The following is a 17,119-nucleotide window of genomic DNA, read 5'->3' as shown; positions in this document are numbered from 1 at the left end:
TGGCAGTTAGTCCGCAAGCGCCGGCTGGGCTACTTCGCCGAGCGTCGTCTGGTCTGGTTTCTCCCCAAGCGTCACGACGTCGTGGGAAGAATGCCCGACGGCGCCGGGGTTGGGTTTCAGTAACGATGCCAGTACGTCCACCCAGTCGTCGATCCACGCCCCGACCGCCGCGATGAGCTTGCCCCGTTTCAGCACCTCGCCGAACGCGTCGATCAGATCAGGATCGCCGAGGTCGTAGCCGAGGTCGTCGAGTGCATCGAACAGCACACCGTCGACGCCCGTCGTCGTGACCGAGACACGATCCGTGCCGGGTTTCGTCGCGTCGGTCTCGGGAACGTACCACGGCGCGACTGTCGCCGACCACTCGCCGCCGTTGACGCGCTCGAGGATATCCAGCGCCTCGAGTCGGTGGGCGTGTTTCCGATAGGTCTCGCCCGAACAGCCGACGCGCTCGAGGATATCCGCTCGCCCGATCGGGCCGTCGGCGGTGAGCACGGCCTTCAGGATCTTGCCCGGCGTTGGCGCGTCCAGCGTCGGGAACAGGCGCCCCGCCGGCAGCGTCGAGAGCGCGTGCTCGATGTCCGCGATGGTTACGTCGCCCGGACGCTGCGACCGCGTCAGCGCCGTCAGCGCGTCCACAACGTCGAACGGTGACCCAGTGTATGCTTCGAAGAGTCGTGCCGTCCGGCGCATGGCGTCGGACTCGCGGCCCGGACAGAGGTTCTTTTTCTCGAGAACCGTCGTGACGGCATGACGCATCGCCGCGTAGTCGGAGGTGGCAGTGACCGGCACCTCGAGTTCGACCGGTCGGTAGTCTGTGCGATCATCCAGGCGCTGTTCGTCGCGAGCGGCGATCGCCCCACGGATCTGTTCGGCGTAGTCCGAGATTCCCGGCCCCGAGACGACCCACGACGCGCGAAGGTGGGCGTTCGGGTCGGACGGGTCCGGATCGAATCCCATCGCCGTCTTGCGTTTCTGACTGTCCGGTTCCCAGAAGTTTCGCTGAAGCGAGTGCATCCCGTAGGAGGATTGGCGCGTCGCAACCTCCGAGACGAACCGGCAGAACTGGGTGTCGTTGAGGTTGTTCGGTTCGGGAACGCGCACCTCGATGGAGATATCGACGCCGATTGCGTCGTACAGCGCCGTCGCGGACATGAGCAGTCCGTGGGCTTTCTGGATCGTCTCGGTGCGTTCGTCTTCATCGAGGTCATCCAGCTCGCCGAGTTTTCCTAACAGGACCGAGCGGACGCCCGCGTAGCGATCCTTCAGGAGATCGTAGGCGCGTTCGTCCTCCGAGAGCCACCCGACTTGGGCCGCCCGGACGAGATGGTCGCACGCCTCGCGGCTACTCTCGACGGCGTCGCCGAAACAGTGCTCGAGTTCGTCACCGAGCGCCGACGGCGTAAGGACCGTACTCCATAGCTGGTCGTCAAGTAACGCGGTTGCAAGCCGCACCAGTGTCGGTATCGTTCCGCCGTACTGCGTACTCACGGCAAGGTGGTCCTCCATGCAACTCACGTAGGTCACCCGGCCGTCCTCCCACCGTTCTACGGGGTAGTCGTTTAAGTTCACGCCGTCGCGTGCGTCAGCCGCCGTAATGCGGGCGTGTAGGGGCCAACTACTGCCGGCCACCTTCGGTAGCCACTGTACGTAGCCGGCGGTCTCGGCGTCGCCCGTGTCGGCCAGCGCACCTTCCGCTGTACGGCCGGCCTCTCCCCCACCCATCCCGTCGGCCGTTCCATACACTGTACTTGCTGACTGACTTGGGGTCTCAGTAACGCTGTCCGAACAGTCGTCCGAATCGGAATTATCGGGATGGTCGAAAGTCGCGAAAACGGACTCCTGATCGGGGTGAACGACGCGAAGGTCGTTCGTGATGAGACCGGCGGCAACGTCGCCACGCTTGGAGAGGCTCATTGTGTTCTCGTTGCCGCGGCGATCGACGTCGACGTAGCCGTGGTCGTCTGCAAGCGCTTCGATGTATGGGCGAATCGAACCACGGGAGAGGCCGATATCGGCGTCGTTGGCAAGGTCTTTGACCGTTGCATCGGGGTCGCGCTCGAGGTGTTTCAGGATCGCAAGCTTGCCCGCGCGCTTGTCCATTAGCTCGAGGTCGGTGTAGATCGTCCCTTCGTCACACTCGTTCGCAGGTTCGTCGGATTGTATATTCTGTCGCCCCGGCATGGCCGTCTGAGTAACGCGGTCGGCGAACTCAGGATGGCTCGAATCGACGGTTCGGGCGACCCGCGGCGAGGCGACGATCGTGACGTCGCCGGCCATCGCCAGTTGCTCGAGTGCGGTGAGTGTCTTCCGACGCGTCGATGCATGGCCGGACGCTTCCCAGTCTTCGCCGGGGAAGCGAACGACGAACTCCGGTTCGACGGTGGTCTCGCGGAGGATCGGCACGATGGTCGCCGCCAGATCCTCGTAGGTCAGTCCCAGCGCGTTCCGGCCGGTCCCGATCGACGTGAGCGCGGTCTGTGCCCACTCCTTGTTTCGTTCGTGCTGGTCGCGCGGGTAGTCGAGTAGGTCCTGGTCGTCGAGGTCGACGCCATGATACTGTCGCGCGTACGTGGCCAGCACGCTCGCGAAGCCGGTTCGTTCGTCGGGGACGCCACACTCGGTGACCAACAGCTTCGCGAGTCGGCCGGCGGTAATCTCCCCGTCGGCGTGTTCGTCGGCCAGCTCGTCGACCGCCCGAACCAGCTTCGGGAGGATGTCCTCGAGCACGGCCGGCAGCCACTCGGAGACTGTCGGCGGCACGTCGGCCGTCACCGTCTCGAGGCGCTGTTGGGCCGGCGGCGTCGGCTGGATGGCCAGCGACTGAATATCGTAGTCGGGCGCGTCGGGTTTGGTCGACGGCTCGGGGTCGTTCAGCGTCCGATGGTCGCCGTCGGCCTCGCCGTAGTAGGTCTCGAGTTGGTCATCCAGTGAGACCGCGGTGCCAGCCATCTCCTCGGCAAGCTCACCGTACTTCCGGGTTTCCTCTCGGAACTGCTCGAGACGATACTCGTTTAGCGTCTCGAAGCGCTTCTTGTGACCGACGATGGTCTCTTCGATCGGGTTCGTGACTCGTTCGGACGTGTCTCCCGCTGTCGCATAGTGGGCCTCGAGATACTCGCCGACCGTCCCGATCTCGACGTCGGGGCAGTCGTCGGTCGGCGACGGCGTCCGTGCGTCAACCTCGTTGAGTTGCTCGCCGTAGACGCCCCACTCGTTCACGAACTCGTTGTAGGTCTGAACCTCTTCGGACCGTTTCGCGAGATAGCGAGCGCGGAACTCGCCGGCTTGCTCCCGTGACGGGAGGCTCTTCAGCCGTTTCACCGTTGACGGGTCGCGCTCGGCGCCACAGTGTGGACAGTCGACCGAGTCCTGTGACTTGTAGTCGCCGCCGTCGGACCAGTCGTCGACGGGCTTGATCCACGTGCCAGAACATGGCTTGCAGACCAGTACGTCAAACTCGCCGCTCATTCGAACATCACCGTGCAGTCGCGACTATCGGAAACGGTACTCTCTCCGGTGGGCGTGGAATCGTAGATCATGCGTGCTGAACTCCGACCACAGCACGCGCACTCTCCACTACACGAGGGGAAGCGGACTCACGAACGAGAGTCTCGCCAGTCGTGGGGGAAAGCTTAAGACCGAGGATCGCCAAAACCAGAGTGTTACTTGGTCTCTGGCGTGGCGGCCTTCGGCCCTGCGCCCTGCGGTCAATCTTCGTTAGCTGTGCTTGTCCATATCCGCAACGAACGTACCGACCGTTCTTAAAACTAGTCGGAACGTTTGACGTATTTTGCATCCATTTGCCAGGGGAGCGTGCTGGCCGAATCCGGCCAGACGGCGGCTGCCCTAACAGCCACCGTACGGAAAGCGTCTCGAGCCTGCTGCCCTAACAACAGGCCGTACTGTTCTCGCGTCATCGTTACAGCGACACCTCGTCAAGCCCGAGCTTGCCGGTCGCGAACGCTTCGAGCCACACCGGCACCTCGCGGGCGCGCTCTTCGTTGACGATCGTCAGCTCGGCCTCGCGCCAGCCGACCTCGAGCGTGTAGCGATCGCCCGAACGCTCGAGTTCGTACACCTTCGAGGAAATGAACGTCACGTCGACGTCGGGGGCGCCCTCGACGGCGACCGTCACCGCGTCGGCTGTCTCGATTTCGCTGACAGTCACGGATTCGGATAGATCGGCTGGATACTTGGCCGTTTCAGGGCTGTTTCCAATTTCCGAAACCGCGTTATCGACCGGGTAATTATGGTCGTGGGGTTCGTTTGTATTCATGTTGACGTAGTGCGTAAGGTGTCAACAGACGCTTTTGGGCGTCCGTGCTGAGGACACGGCCGTCCGAGGATTTTCCCGAACAAAGTATCGCCCAGTGAGTCTCATCTTAGTTGACAACCACTCCTTATTGTTGAACCACTATAAAGCTTCACCCCGAACGCGGTCAAGCGTTGACCGCGGTGAGCGTTAAGTTGATTGCACATCAATTAGACTTATTCACCCCATGCCCAGTGATAGCCTACAAGCGATGGTAGAGCGAGTTTCTTGGATGTCCCCAATCGATTACGAAATCCTCCACTTCTTCGAGCAGTACCGGGACATCCAGGCCTCGCCGAAGGTAATCGGCGCGAACATCGACTACGACCGGAACTACACCGGGAAACGATGTCGGAATTTCGCGGACCACGATCTCCTCGAGCGTGCTGGTGACGGTCTCTACCAACTTTCCGAACGCGGCGAGAAGTTTCTCGACGGTGAGTTACCCGCATCCGAACTCGAGCCTGACGAAACCGACGTCTAACCGGCGGCCCCGAACCGCTTTCTCGATACCACTGCTGTCCGTTGCGCCCGTCCCACGGGGCGCGCGCCTGTCGTTCCATTATCATCAACTGCGCCCGATAGTCTATCGGCCCCAGTATCCACCCAGTCCCAACTGTCCTTGCTACCCCTCTCTCATTACGCCTATATAAAATCTAAGGATACTTTAGATACTGCCTAATCGTGGGCCGACGGATTTACGCACCCCGGTTCCCAAACCCCTACAACGAATTACATGTGCTCGGGCCAGTAACACGCTCTGACCTCCGTTTGCCCGGTGATGCGTTGATCCTCTGGTATCTCTACCGGAACGGCGCCGGCACGACGGCGACGATCGCCACGACGATCGACCGCAAGGCCAACTACGTCTCCCAACGAATCTCGAAACTCCAGGCCGACGACCTCGAGCTTGTCACCCGTGTCGCCGGCCCGGCAGCCGAGGTCACACTCACGTCTCGCGGCGTCGCCGTCGCCGAGGACCTTCCCGAACGCCACATTATGGATTATCGCGAGCCGATCGACGCGGCCACGCCGTACTCAGTCACTTGGGATTGAGTTGACCGGGCACGACCCACAGAGGTCGACTCGCTCGGGGACCTCGTCGGCGGCCAGCCCCTCGAGAAAGCGCGCCAGTTCGCCGGCCGACCGGAACGCGGCGACGTCGATCGTTTCGACGCGTTTCTCGTCGTGCGTGACCTTCCAGAGACACCGAGTGTCGTCCTCAAACTCGAGTTTCGAGACCTCCAGATCCTTGTATCGGACCGTCGCGCCGTCGTTGCAGACCGGTTCAAAAATCTCCAGAACCACGTCGCACTCTATCCCTCTCCGATCGGAGTTGACCATTACTGTAGAATATCATGTCTGACGTTAAAAGTCGAACCCGTTTGTGCACGCGTTCCGGATATTGATTAATATTCCCGTCCGGGTACGAAAGGTTGCCGACCGATATCGCCGGCATAACGCGCTTCCCGCTGGCGGTTGTAGCCCGGCCATGGCCGATCCTGAGGATATCGTCTCGGACGGAGAGGATATATCGCTCCGTCGGGACCCGGCACTCGGTCGCGCGCTCGTCGCCGAATACGAGTACGTCGACTCCGAACAGGATGCAATCAGACGCGCGATGCGCGAGCGCGTCCGCTGGGGCCAACAGGGAATCCTCCCCGAGCAGTTACTCCAGGCGTTCAAGCGGTTCGTCGAATCGAGTACTGGCGAGTTCGGCGATGCCGGCGGGGAGGCGCTGGTCTTTCGGTGTGCCGAGACCGGCGCCGAGTTGACGCTCGAGGATGATGCCGAATCGGCAGAGGTGTCGTTGTCGCTCGCGGAAGACGACGATAGAACGGAGCAGTAACGCTGAAACTCCTGAAATCACCAGCTACAGTCCCCTGTCTCGAATATTGAATCATGGGGAGGATTTATCCCCATCGGCCAGTAGTAGTAGTACGAAGCAGTCAGTAGGCAAGCCTTTCCGATCCGTAGGCTGCCTCTGGTAAAATATCCGAACGGAATACGGGTACTCATCCCCGGGGTGTCCATGACATTGAAAGAAAAGAAGAACGGCGGTGAGGATGATGGTGCGGAAGAGGAGCAGCGCGATCTCTACGAGTCGCTACCGGAACCGGATCTTGAGGAGAATCCGTATCCCGATCTCGACGAGTTAGAACGGACGCCCGCAGACGAATTCTACGAGTCATAAACTCTTCTCGGCGCACCAATTCGCTGTTCGAAATTCTGGAGCAACTGCTCGCGTTTTGCCTCGAGAAAGCCACGACACCATTTCGGCGCTTCCTCGAGTGGGACCTCGGGGAAGTCATGGAGGACGTCGACCTTCTCCCCATTGCCGTAGATATCCATATGGAGGCCTTCGTGCCGGACGTCGTGGCCGCGGTAGAGGGCGACGTTGTGGTCGAACCGAGCGACTTGCATCCAGAAGGGTGACCTCTCGGGGACCGTGCTGGTCATGTTGTACTCGAGCTGGACACAGAACTCTGTGAGGAGTCCGTCCGAGGTTTTGATCCGCATTTGGATCCGTGATGGAGGTTCTGGATAGCCCGCTTCCCAATCTTCCCAGACCGTCCAGAGTTCGTCACTCACGTTTCGAGCACCAGTTATCGCAGAGGTGGGACGGGCGAGATATAAACCCCCACACTTCAACCGACCGGTGCGTTGTTCTCGCGGCTGATTCTCGCCCCCGCCCCTCCGTGTGCAATCTGTATTCTCGCCGCTTGCAAACCGACTCTCGGCCGTGAGCGATCCGTACTCGAGGCGTCGCGATTCGCTCTGAAATTCACATCCGTTTTCTGGTAAGTTAGGACCATACACCGCCACCGGTAGCCGATTTTCACATTTCGGAAGTTAGAGCTATCACCGATACTACTAAGTAGCCGGCTAGCTAGACGACTAGATAGGAAACTCAGGTTTCGTCGTCGCAGAAAGACGGCCGCGCGGTGCAACGCGCGACCTGAGTTCTCCGGAGATTCAGAGAACATGCAAACGAAAACGGCAGACGCTGATAAGCGTACCGCTGACAATCCAATTACTCGCGAGCGATCCTACCACGCGGTCCCGGCCGACTGGGTCCGCATGGGCCATGACGAACACCGACTCGAGGACCGCTCCCGGTTCTACGCCGACAAGGCCTGCTACGAATACGTGCTCGCGCGCGACCCGGCCGCCGTCGGCAACATCGCCGAACGCCACCGGCTGCACGTCGCCTACCGCAAGCCCGGCAGCACCGAGGCCGTCGAACGCGTCTACGAGGCCAGCGTCGTCGAGACGACCGCCGACGCGCTCGAGGTTTCGACGTCGGCCGTCGACGGCGATCGTGGTCCCGAGGGCTGGGGAACCATCGCGTTCGAAGCGCTCGCCCCCGACGCGAACACGGCCGTCATCCCGAAATGCGTCTACGACGGCGAACCGCGGAACTTCCGCGCCTCTGTGGCTGTGCGACCGAGTGAGCCGCGAATCGGCGGGGAGCGATAGGAGGTCTCCCACGGATGTTCGATATTTCTTGCGCTGACGACGAGCGAGCCGAGCGTCTCGACGAGTGGCCCGAATCGCGAATCCGCGACCGACTGGTGGAGATCGCCCGCGCGCCGCACGACGGAACCGCGGGGGGAGCGATGAACAGCCTCCTCGAGCCCGCGGACTTAGTCGAGTGGGTGCCGGTGGCGATCGGCCAGCGCGCCCAGTGCGATCACTGCGGGCAGACACTCCGCCCGAACGATCGACTCGAGGCGCTGGTGACGGCGACCGGTTCGTTTGACGCCGAGCTGGTCGTCTGTCGCTGCGAGTGTTGCGCCCGCGGGTCTATTCGCCCCGAGACGGCGCGCCCGTGTGTCCTGGTGCGTGGCCGGCTGGCCGCGAGCGTCGATGCCGGTGGTCACTCGCGGGTGGTTTTGAGTGGGGCTCGGGTCGTGGATCGGCGCGAGTAACGACCAAAGCGACTCCTTTTATTTCCCGACGGTGAGACAGTCGTCGCTATGGAGGTGAGCACATCGAATGGTGAAACGCGAGATCGAAGTCCCCGAACCCTTGGATCAATGGGTCGACGACGAGTTCGGGGACGTTGCGACCTCGCGAGCCGAGGCGTTCCGATTCGCGTTAGCATACGCGAAACGGCAATACGAACTCGAGGACAAGCGCGCCGAGTCGGATAGGTAGGGCGCTCGTCACTACGATTTTCCGAGCGGATCAGTAATCAATCCAGCGACTCGCAAAGCAACGAGTATGTTCCATGCAACCTCTCTCTAATCAGCCCCTAATCTACTGGTAGATTACCGGTCCTTTTCTGCTAGTCTCATGGTTTGAAACCCGTCTGTACCCGGTACATTCATGTATTAGGGAGTTGTTTGTTTCTAGTAACTGCGTCCGTCGGGACGGCACCCACTCGGGGATGCCCCTTCCGGCCGGCCCGCTGGGTCGGTTGGGAGAACACGGCCACCGTGGCCGGGCCGATTCCAACGGTCGTGCGACTAGCCGATTCTGCCGCTTCAACCCCAGACCATGAGTTCCAACAGTAACAACACCGTCGCCCTCGGCGCTCGCGTGAACATCTACGACAGTCAGACGGGCGAGTTCGATACCGAACGGGACCCGAAAGACGAAACGAAGCCAACCCACGACGAGCCCGACGAGCCCGATCTCCCGACGGTCGACGAAATGCTCGGCCGTGGCGAGACGCATGGACAAGTCCAGGGCGTCAACCGCGACGCGTGGGTTGCCGGCTCAATCCTCCGGAGCTACGGCAACCCGCCGATTTTCTGTCCCGAGTGTTGGTATGAGTTCGAGGCCAAATCGGAACTCTCCGACCCTGAACACTACGTCCCGCGGGTCGAAGTGGACCACGAGTTTGATACCGAGTCGCTGGCTCACTCCCTCGAGATTTCGAAAAACGACCACCGCCGACACCGCCACTGTCCCGAGTGCGACGCCGTCTCCTTCGGTGGCGTTCTCGGCGATCGTGACACTGAGGCTTTCGAGGAGGTGGTCGATATCGTTCTCGATGCCGTCGACGAGATGGTTCTGAGTCGACGCCGGATGCTGATCGAACGCGCCCTCGAGCGGAAAGCCGAGGGCATGTCCGACGAATCGAACATGGAACACGTTGTCCGCGAGCTGCGGACGAGCGACTACTGAGGACTGATCCCTATGACAAAACAATGCCCCCAATGCCGGTGTACCGACTTTTCAGTCACTGAGCTAGACGATGGACGGAAGGAGTACAGTTGTGAGGGGTGTGCGTTCACGGACGTTCGCTGAGCGCATCACCGTTCACAGTTCGCAGAGCCACGGTTATCCGAGCACCAATCCCCATGCACGAACCCACACCCCAAACACCGACGACCACCCCCGGCCGCCAGCGGAATCGAGCGAAACGAATGCACCACGGTGATCTCCCCACCGGAAAAACCGCCGAGTCGCTACCTCTCGAGGTTACGACCGGTAGACAGATTTCGGAGTGAAACTTTCATGACTGACAAAACCCGCTCCCCGAGCGACAGCTTCAGCTCGCAGATCCACTTTAATGGGCGGCAGTGTTTGTCGATATTCATCGCGACGCTGCTCGTTGTTTCGATGCCGATCGCGTTCACTGGCGGCCTTGGCGGTGGTGGGGTCGCCCGTGCAGATACTGGGGGTCCATCGTCCACTATTCAACCGTCACTAACGGCAGTATCGGATAACGAGTCGATTGGCGGCGACGTAATTTATACCGCGTCGACCGATAATGATGTCAAAGCAATCGACAAAGACACTGGCGAAGTACTCTGGAATTACACTGGCCATAGCAATACGGTCGGCGGGATCAGTGTTGGTTCCGACGAGAACCTCATTTTCACGGCATCCGAAGACCAGACACTTCGTGCAATCTACGCAAATAATGGCACGGAAAAGTGGACGTTCACGGGGTATTCGGTCCAACTAGCTGGCGTTGCAGTTTCGTCAGATGGAGAGACAGTCTATTCTGCTGGCGCAGACGCAACTGTCCGGGCTCATAATTCCTCCACAGGCGACCAACTGTGGAACTATACAGGCCACAGTGATACGGTCCGCTATCTTTCGGTATCCCAGAACGGGGGTTCACTGTTTACGGCCTCGCACGACAATACCGTCCGGAGTCTCGACACAGGAGACGGCTCCGAGAACTGGGTTTACAGCGGACATACGGACACGGTTCGGGCGGTAGTGACCTCGCCCGACGACGAAACAGTCTACTCTGCGGCTGACGACGGATCAGTCCGAGCACTCTCTGCGGACGGCGGTTCTGAACTCTGGACCAACACCGCGAGTTCGAACGCAGTCCGTGCGATCGGTGTCGACTACGCTGGAAAGAAAATCTATGTTGGAGGTGCAAACCAGAAGATCCGCGCCCTCTCGACGAGCGACGGAAGCGAAGTCTGGGAGGTTGACATCCCGAACGATATCGCTGCCGGCGGTATCTCTGAGTACGTTACGGGGAATATCCTCATCGGCGATAGCTCAGGGACGTTGTACAAGTACGCCGCCTCTGACGGGACGCAATTAGAGAGCTTCGACGTCCATTCGAACTACGTTCGTGCAGAACTACCCGCATTCTGGACTGGGCTGGGTACCGTTTCTGGTGTCGTCACCACGCAAGACGGCGTGGCCGTCGATTCAGCGACGGTCACTGCAACTGGCATTACAGAACCAGCACTAGACCCCTCGGATGCAAAATCGCTCGAGGAGCAGGCCAACGACCTCCGCGACGAACTGACGAACCCGCTGCCCGACTCGTGGGACCCGAACTATGACCTCGAGAGCCACTACAAGGACGCAAACGCGAACTACCTGCTCGTTCACGAAGCAAAAGACTGGGGCCTCGGTACGACGACATCGGTCGATTCGAACGTCGATGCGCCACGCCTTCAGCTCGACTCGGACCAGCAGGTCGTCCTCTCGATGTGGGACCCGACCAAGAACGGGGACTGGATCGGCAATCAGGTCGACAACTCGTTCCCGGGCAAAGCGGTCTCGGGAACGATCGTCATCGAGCAGAAGGGGCCGACCGGCGAGACGATCGACTCGATGGAACGGGAGACGACCACGATCGCGACGACGACCGGTGGTCGAATCACCGGCGAGAATAAACACCCCGGCGTCCGCGCCCATCTCTCGCAGGGCGTGTACGTCGCCTATCCCGAAGGCGCACGCGAGCGCGGCTACACGTTCGTCGTCGGCTCGCCGGACGAGCTCGCTAATTCGTGGGAATCAGATCTGAAGACGGAAGCGGGCAAGTTGACGGACCGCGCCAAGCGCATCCGTTCACTGGTAAACAGTAACGAACTGGTTCAGGCAACGGCGAAAACGAACGAAACCGGCCACTTCACTCTCCAACTTCCGTCGAATACGGTCTCTGCGGAAGTAAACGCGATGAAAGTCGATGGGACGACTCTTGACGCGATCAATGACCCGTCGATGCAGGATTTGCGGGAAGCGCAGTCGGGTGGCTATAATGGGACGTTCTACCTCCCAGCGCCAACGCCAACGTCGACCAACCCACCAACGGAAAACCTGTCCGTCACAGTCTACCGGAGCCCGGAAGTTCCACTCTCGCCGATGGAGGACTTTGCAGACCTCCAACAGTGGCTGCGAAATCAGCAACTCAACGAGACGATCTCCGGACTTCAAAGCGAGTACGACAAGCGATTCGAGGAGATGAACCGCTCGGTCCTCGAGCGCACGTACAACAGCCACCGATCGCTGGTGGAGACGGTTCCGGGCACGAAAGATCGCTACCTCGAGCGGTCGGATCTCGATTCAGTCCATGACGCTGGTGATCTCTCAGACAGCCAGTTGGCGACCGAGACGAATCACATGCAGGTCGCGCTCTCGAAGGCCGGCCAGATCGAACCGCCGGACCCTGGTGAGGATCCAATCACAATTAAAGATGGTGAGCTACACGTTGAGTATCCGCTTCCTGGTGGGGTTGATACGGACACCCTCCAGCCAGAAATCCATTGGTCTGACGGGGAGGTTGGGCAGATCCCCGAGGAATACTGGTCGGTGGAGTCGACTGGTGCGTTCGGGCTGAGTAACGAGCTCGTCATCGACGGTTATCCGATCGACTCGAGCGATCCGGCGGCGTTCGACCTTCGCGTCCTCGGTGGCGGATCGGGTGGGTTCCTCGATGACCGCCTGTCGGCACTTAACCCCTCGTTCAGTGGGTCGATCCCCGACGTCCGCGCGGTCGACCTCAACACGATGGCGCCCGGAGACAGCGAGCGCGTCTCGATGACGGTACGACCGGGCGATGATAGCAACTACGGCGGCCTCGAGTCGGTCGAAGTCCTCGGACCGGACGGCCAGCAACTCACGACCGACGTGACTGGCGACAAAGCGTCGTTCGAAACCAACGGCGCCGGCAAGCACTTCGTCCGTGCAACCGTCACGGACTCGACCGGCGGCCAGTTCGTGCACACGTTCCAGCTCCGTGCCTTAGAACAGGGCCGGAACGACCCGGCGACGGTCCGGGCTGAGACGGCGACCGGGAACCGCGTGTTTGCCCTGGTCGGCGAGAAACTCGACGACGCGGAGATTCGCGTCGACGGTGGCTCGCTCGAGGTCGACGCGATCGCGCCCGGCGGCGAGATCCCCTCGTCGATCCACATCAAGCCACGCGCTGCGATGGAGCAGTCGGCGACCAGCATCGACGTGCGCGTACTCGAAGGCCGCAACGAGGCGACCGTCGACACGACAGTCGAGACGGTCATCCATCTGGATTCACTCGCCGACGGCGCGGTCGTCTGGCGCGGCGAACCAAGCATCTGGGGCCAGCCACTCGCCGACGGCGGCACGCGTTACGGCGAGGTCATGGAGCGAGACATCGGTGACGGCGAGACCAAGTACGTCATCCGAACGTACTCGAACTCCGACGGCTCGGTCTCGCTGACCATCGACGAGAACCCTGGTTTCGTGGCGACCAACCAGCACCGAATCGCCCAGTATATCCCGCGCCCGTCGCTCCCGGTCCTCTCGATCGTCTCGAGCCTAGTCGGCTCGCTATCGGTCGTCGGCGTCGGACTCTTCGCGCGCCGCCGGCAGCCAAAACTCCGGTGATTCCCATGTTTAGGAGAGACTTCCTCACGACGACAGGAGCAACGGCAGGCGCACTCGCGACCCCGGCCTTCGTCGGCCCGTTCGACGGTCGACTCGGCTCGAGTGACACACTCACACTGGCGGCGCTCGACGCCGAGAACATCAAGACGTTCGGCGATTCGAACCCGTCATTCGTCTTTTTCTACAGCGACGACAGCGCTCGCTCGTCCTTGCAGTCGTGGGTCGACTCGAGCGACGCCCGCGAGCTGAAACGCGACCATCCGACAGTCGGCATGATGACGATCTCGATGCCGTGGTCGGAGGTCGGCGTCAAACAGTACTCGGCGGGCGCCGGGGGCTACGACCTTGGCCTCGAGCGCATCGACGCCGGTGCACAAGCCCTCGAGTACGTCGATACGATCGACGCGAACATGGTCATGTCCCGACCAGAACCGCTCGAGGAACTCGAGGGAACCGCCGCGGCCTCGCTTGACCTTGGATTCCGCGAGAAAGTCTCGATGCTCGCCGAAACGGGGGCGTGGAATCCCACGCCCGAGACGGCCGGACTCGCCTTCGACGAGGACGCGCCCGAAGCGACACTGTCCGAGTCACGCGCTCACGTTCGCGCGGACGATACTGTTCTCTCTGGCGTCGACACCTCGGGCCTGACCGTCGCCGTCATCGACACGGGCGTCAACACGGGCCTGAACCTCGACGAAAGCCGTCTCCACGGCGAGTCGACCGGCTTCGCGAAGGATGGCGATCCAACGTACTCGAGTGATGGCACCGACGCGATCGCCGACGGCGACGGCCACGGCACGTGGGTCGCCCACTGCATCGCCGGCTCGAACGGCTTCGCGCCCGACGCGACCGTGCTCGGACTCAAAGTCCTCGGCGATGATGGGAGCGGCGACACGAAGGATATCGTCGCCGGCATCGAGACAGCGATCGACGTCGGTGCCGACGTCGCCTGCCTTTCACTCGGAAGTCCGCAGTGGTCCGAAACGCTCGCGACGGCGCTGGCAGAGGCTCGCGACGCGGGTGTGTTCTGTGCGGTGGCTGTCGGCAACGACCGCTACGGAACCGTGTGGGTCGCCAGTCCCGCAGATGCTGACGGCGGCTTCGGCGTCCAGGCGTGCAACGTCCCTGAGTCGGGCGACCGGGATGGCACGAAACTCGCCTACTTCGGCAACACCGGCCCCGATCCAGGCTCGACCGACCTCTCCGGCGGCGACTCGGAGGGCTCGGTCCCGCTGCTGGCCGCGCCAGGGATGTCGATTACGATCGACCTCCCAAGCGGTCTGACCACGCTCTCGGGAACCTCGATGGCCGCACCCCACGTCACGGGCGGCGCGGCCGTCCTCCGGGCAGCGGGATACAGCGTCGACGAGACGTGGACACGACTCACCGACTACGCCTACCCGCTCGCGAACGCGGGCGCGACGGAAGCGAAACACGGTCTCCTCGACGTACAGGCCGCACTTGAGGGCACCGAACCAGCCGACGAACCGGCCGACGTGCGGTCGAGCGAGGCCGAGGCGCGCGACGACTTCAACGAGGCGCTGTCGACGGTGCTATAGATCATGCACCGGCGAGAGTTCCTCGCGTCCGGCGCCGTCGCGACGCCTGCGTTCCTCGGCCTCGAGTGGGGGCCGCTGGGAGACAACGAGGGGCCAGAAACCAACGGCCTCGAGTACGACGGCGATATCCCACAGTTCCCCGACCACATCACGGACGTTCGCGACGACGTCGACGAGTTGGAGGACTACCAGCCGAGACTCGAGATCGCGACCCAGCAGGCCCGCGACGATATGCAGGGGATGTACGGCTGGTCGGCTGACAGCGAGGAGTACGATGTGACGGCCCACTACTACTGGGTCCGAAGCCACACCCAGCGATCTCTCCTCTGGTACGCCGGCCTTGACGGTATCGGCCCAGAAGAGCATTTCTACGACCACGAACCGATCGCCGTCTTCGAGAATCCAGACGGTACCGTAGACAAGATCGTCTTTTCGGGCGGCCACCACCTCGCCGCGGAAGAAGACGGCGAGTTTGGCCATCTTATCGAGGACCGCGTGGCCGATCGCCGAACCCACGTCGTCCTCCGACAGATGCGCCCGCACAACCACTTCGTGCCGGCTGAATCGACGGTCGACGGCGAGTGGATTCAAGGGCACTCGGAGTTTGGCAGTTGGCTCGACAAACGCGAGTCCTGGTATCGCAACGGCCGCTACGACAAGACAAGCGACGTCGCTGTGATGGACCCGTTCAGCTTCTACGAATCGGGCGGCCGAACCCACTGGTGGCGCGAAGGGACCTGGGACGCGTGGGCGGCACAGAACGTCTACGTCCGCCGGCTAGCGACGCCGGACACGATGCGCTACGAGGAGGTTTGATACCCATGCCACTTCCCCTAGGGCCGCCACCTGGCGACTGACGCGACCGAACGGACGAACCCTTACAACCAATACAGAACCCATGCCAACTGACGATACACAGACCGACGAGAAACAACTCGAGACAGATGAACCGACGATGACCAGACGCGAAGCGATGGCTGCGGGCACAGCCTTGACCCCTCTATTTTTGGGATTTGATAGCGACAACGGCCTCGGCTATTTTGACACACACTGGGTTGCGAATAGCGGACAGAAACTGGCAAAGGACCCACCACTACTCGATTTCGCTAGTGGAATCGTAGCCAAAGAGACCGACAACGGGGTCGAAATTTCGGCCCCAGGTGGTGGCAGCATAACTAAACTGGATGACCTCCAGAACGTCGATGTGACGGGCTGGCTCGAGGGAACATTCGCCGACCGACCGGCGTCGGATGATGTTCCAGTTGGGACTCGGTACTGGGCGACGGATCGGAATACCGCCTACCGAAATACCTCGAACGGATGGGATGTCAACGGTGGAATGGGCACCTCGTCGAACCCACTCCCCGAAGGATATTACGGGTCGCTGAGTGCGGGCGAAACACACGTCACTGATACGGGCACAGACCCGGGAACGGCTGGCGAACTTCGACGGAATGGAACAGACGTAAAGGTCTATTCGGGAGGTGCAACACGAAACCTCAGTGATATTGGATCGGGCGCTTACCGCAACGCCTCCGACTATAGTGGCGCAGACGGCGGAGAACAAATACAGGCCGCTATCAACGACCTGCCAGCACGTGGTGGCGTCGTCTTCATTCCGACCGAGGGTCCCGATTCGACGACGAACGCCGAAGGCGCCACCGAAGACAACGTCTGGGAAGTAAACACGCCGATCGACACCGGAGACAAGAACGCAGTGCGGATTATCGGCGAGATGAGTGGGTGGGACTCGAGTCCCGGCCCGTATACCGCACAGACAGGGACTACCGTCATCGCTGGCAGCACGCTCTCGAGCCCGATGATCCAGCTACGGAATGGGTGGCTGGACCGCATCGAGGCACTCCGTATCGATGGCGCGGAACGTGCGGACATCGGCCTGAAACTCGGTCGGGACGACGCACAGCGGTTCGACTTCCAGGTAAAACACTGCCTGCTTCATAATTGCAACATAGACCAGATTCAGACAGGAACAGTCGCACAGAACATCTGGATTCAAGACTCGTGGATTGAGTCGACAGTGTCGGGGTCGAACGCGGAAATTAATATCCGGACAGACAAGCAATCAGTTTGGATCCAAGATAATATCATCGGAGAGTCCGCTGATGCGGCAATCCGCATCGGTACGAATGGCCCCTCGAAAATCTGGATC

General features: G+C 61.3%; 15 protein-coding genes and 1 pseudogene. 12 read left to right on the top strand and 4 right to left on the bottom strand.

The window, feature by feature from the left end; all coding sequences use genetic code 11:
- Window positions 1-6: 6 nt before the first annotated feature.
- Window positions 7-3,471: a winged helix-turn-helix domain-containing protein gene (locus tag HTZ84_RS22135; RefSeq protein ID WP_174682806.1), complete on the bottom strand. Its 3,465-nt coding sequence runs from the start codon at window positions 3,469-3,471 to the stop codon at window positions 7-9.
- 451 nt (window positions 3,472-3,922) lie between these two features.
- Window positions 3,923-4,171, bottom strand: a complete 249-nt coding sequence (locus HTZ84_RS22130; RefSeq protein ID WP_174682805.1) for a hypothetical protein — start codon at window positions 4,169-4,171, stop codon at window positions 3,923-3,925.
- Between the two features lie 376 nt (window positions 4,172-4,547).
- On the opposite strand from HTZ84_RS22130, the gene HTZ84_RS22125 reads away from it, so the two are divergent.
- Together HTZ84_RS22125 and HTZ84_RS22120 are read left to right on the top strand one after the other, a co-directional pair.
- On the top strand, window positions 4,548-4,799 hold the full coding sequence (locus tag HTZ84_RS22125; RefSeq protein ID WP_254611865.1) for a MarR family transcriptional regulator: 252 nt from the start codon (window positions 4,548-4,550) through the stop codon (window positions 4,797-4,799).
- A 200-nt stretch (window positions 4,800-4,999) separates the two neighbouring features.
- Window positions 5,000-5,371 (top strand): hypothetical protein, encoded by a 372-nt coding sequence (locus HTZ84_RS22120; RefSeq protein WP_174682803.1) that lies wholly within the window; start codon window positions 5,000-5,002, stop codon window positions 5,369-5,371.
- On the opposite strand, the gene HTZ84_RS22115 is transcribed toward HTZ84_RS22120, so the two are convergent.
- On the bottom strand, window positions 5,354-5,623 hold the full coding sequence (locus tag HTZ84_RS22115; protein ID WP_174682802.1) for a hypothetical protein: 270 nt from the start codon (window positions 5,621-5,623) through the stop codon (window positions 5,354-5,356). The genes HTZ84_RS22120 and HTZ84_RS22115 overlap by 18 nt on opposite strands.
- A 184-nt stretch (window positions 5,624-5,807) precedes the next feature.
- Here HTZ84_RS22115 and HTZ84_RS22110 point away from each other — a divergent pair, with 184 nt between their 5' ends.
- Window positions 5,808-6,164 (top strand): hypothetical protein, encoded by a 357-nt coding sequence (locus HTZ84_RS22110; protein ID WP_174682801.1) that lies wholly within the window; start codon window positions 5,808-5,810, stop codon window positions 6,162-6,164.
- A gap of 183 nt (window positions 6,165-6,347) precedes the next feature.
- A complete protein-coding gene (locus HTZ84_RS22105) occupies window positions 6,348-6,509 on the top strand; it encodes a hypothetical protein (protein ID WP_174682800.1) in 162 nt (53 codons plus the stop codon).
- Here the strand turns inward: HTZ84_RS22105 and HTZ84_RS22100 are convergent.
- The gene (locus HTZ84_RS22100) at window positions 6,497-6,907 is read right to left on the bottom strand and encodes a DUF7718 family protein (RefSeq protein WP_174682799.1); all 411 of its coding nucleotides are present in this window, start codon (window positions 6,905-6,907) and stop codon (window positions 6,497-6,499) included. The genes HTZ84_RS22105 and HTZ84_RS22100 overlap by 13 nt on opposite strands.
- 393 nt (window positions 6,908-7,300) lie before the next feature.
- Between HTZ84_RS22100 and HTZ84_RS22095 the strand changes: the two genes are divergently transcribed.
- The 8 genes and pseudogenes from HTZ84_RS22095 to HTZ84_RS22060 form a co-directional block, all read left to right on the top strand.
- Complete coding sequence (locus HTZ84_RS22095) at window positions 7,301-7,795, top strand: hypothetical protein (RefSeq protein WP_174682798.1); 495 nt, start codon at window positions 7,301-7,303, stop codon at window positions 7,793-7,795.
- 14 nt (window positions 7,796-7,809) lie between these two features.
- The gene (locus tag HTZ84_RS22090; protein WP_254611864.1) at window positions 7,810-8,247 is read left to right on the top strand and encodes a hypothetical protein; all 438 of its coding nucleotides are present in this window, start codon (window positions 7,810-7,812) and stop codon (window positions 8,245-8,247) included.
- A gap of 67 nt (window positions 8,248-8,314) precedes the next feature.
- Window positions 8,315-8,476 carry a hypothetical protein gene (locus HTZ84_RS22085; RefSeq protein WP_174682797.1) on the top strand — a complete coding sequence of 54 codons (162 nt, stop codon included), beginning with the start codon at window positions 8,315-8,317 and terminating at the stop codon, window positions 8,474-8,476.
- A gap of 342 nt (window positions 8,477-8,818) precedes the next feature.
- Complete coding sequence (locus tag HTZ84_RS22080) at window positions 8,819-9,451, top strand: hypothetical protein (RefSeq protein WP_174682796.1); 633 nt, start codon at window positions 8,819-8,821, stop codon at window positions 9,449-9,451.
- 333 nt (window positions 9,452-9,784) lie between these two features.
- Complete coding sequence (locus HTZ84_RS22075; RefSeq protein ID WP_174682795.1) at window positions 9,785-13,390, top strand: WD40 repeat domain-containing protein; 3,606 nt, start codon at window positions 9,785-9,787, stop codon at window positions 13,388-13,390.
- A gap of 5 nt (window positions 13,391-13,395) precedes the next feature.
- Entirely contained in the window at window positions 13,396-14,949 is a 1,554-nt protein-coding gene (locus tag HTZ84_RS22070) for a S8 family peptidase (protein ID WP_174682794.1), read from the top strand.
- A 3-nt stretch (window positions 14,950-14,952) separates the two neighbouring features.
- Window positions 14,953-15,765 carry a hypothetical protein gene (locus HTZ84_RS22065; RefSeq protein WP_174682793.1) on the top strand — a complete coding sequence of 271 codons (813 nt, stop codon included), beginning with the start codon at window positions 14,953-14,955 and terminating at the stop codon, window positions 15,763-15,765.
- 82 nt (window positions 15,766-15,847) lie between these two features.
- A pseudogene (locus tag HTZ84_RS22060) lies at window positions 15,848-17,119 on the top strand (hypothetical protein); the annotation flags it as partial.

The organism is Haloterrigena gelatinilytica (assembly GCF_013342145.1).
GTDB lineage: Archaea > Halobacteriota > Halobacteria > Halobacteriales > Natrialbaceae > Haloterrigena > Haloterrigena gelatinilytica.
This window is presented reverse-complemented; position numbering and strand designations above follow the sequence as displayed.

Coding starts and splice junctions, on each gene's coding strand:
- HTZ84_RS22135 (WP_174682806.1), bottom strand. CDS start 3,471: ATGAGCGGCGAGTTTGACGTACTGGTCTGCAAGCCATGTTCTGGCACG.
- HTZ84_RS22125 (WP_254611865.1), top strand. CDS start 4,548: ATGTCCCCAATCGATTACGAAATCCTCCACTTCTTCGAGCAGTACCGG.
- HTZ84_RS22110 (WP_174682801.1), top strand. CDS start 5,808: ATGGCCGATCCTGAGGATATCGTCTCGGACGGAGAGGATATATCGCTC.
- HTZ84_RS22105 (WP_174682800.1), top strand. CDS start 6,348: ATGACATTGAAAGAAAAGAAGAACGGCGGTGAGGATGATGGTGCGGAA.
- HTZ84_RS22095 (WP_174682798.1), top strand. CDS start 7,301: ATGCAAACGAAAACGGCAGACGCTGATAAGCGTACCGCTGACAATCCA.
- HTZ84_RS22090 (WP_254611864.1), top strand. CDS start 7,810: ATGTTCGATATTTCTTGCGCTGACGACGAGCGAGCCGAGCGTCTCGAC.
- HTZ84_RS22085 (WP_174682797.1), top strand. CDS start 8,315: ATGGTGAAACGCGAGATCGAAGTCCCCGAACCCTTGGATCAATGGGTC.
- HTZ84_RS22080 (WP_174682796.1), top strand. CDS start 8,819: ATGAGTTCCAACAGTAACAACACCGTCGCCCTCGGCGCTCGCGTGAAC.
- HTZ84_RS22075 (WP_174682795.1), top strand. CDS start 9,785: ATGACTGACAAAACCCGCTCCCCGAGCGACAGCTTCAGCTCGCAGATC.
- HTZ84_RS22070 (WP_174682794.1), top strand. CDS start 13,396: ATGTTTAGGAGAGACTTCCTCACGACGACAGGAGCAACGGCAGGCGCA.
- HTZ84_RS22065 (WP_174682793.1), top strand. CDS start 14,953: ATGCACCGGCGAGAGTTCCTCGCGTCCGGCGCCGTCGCGACGCCTGCG.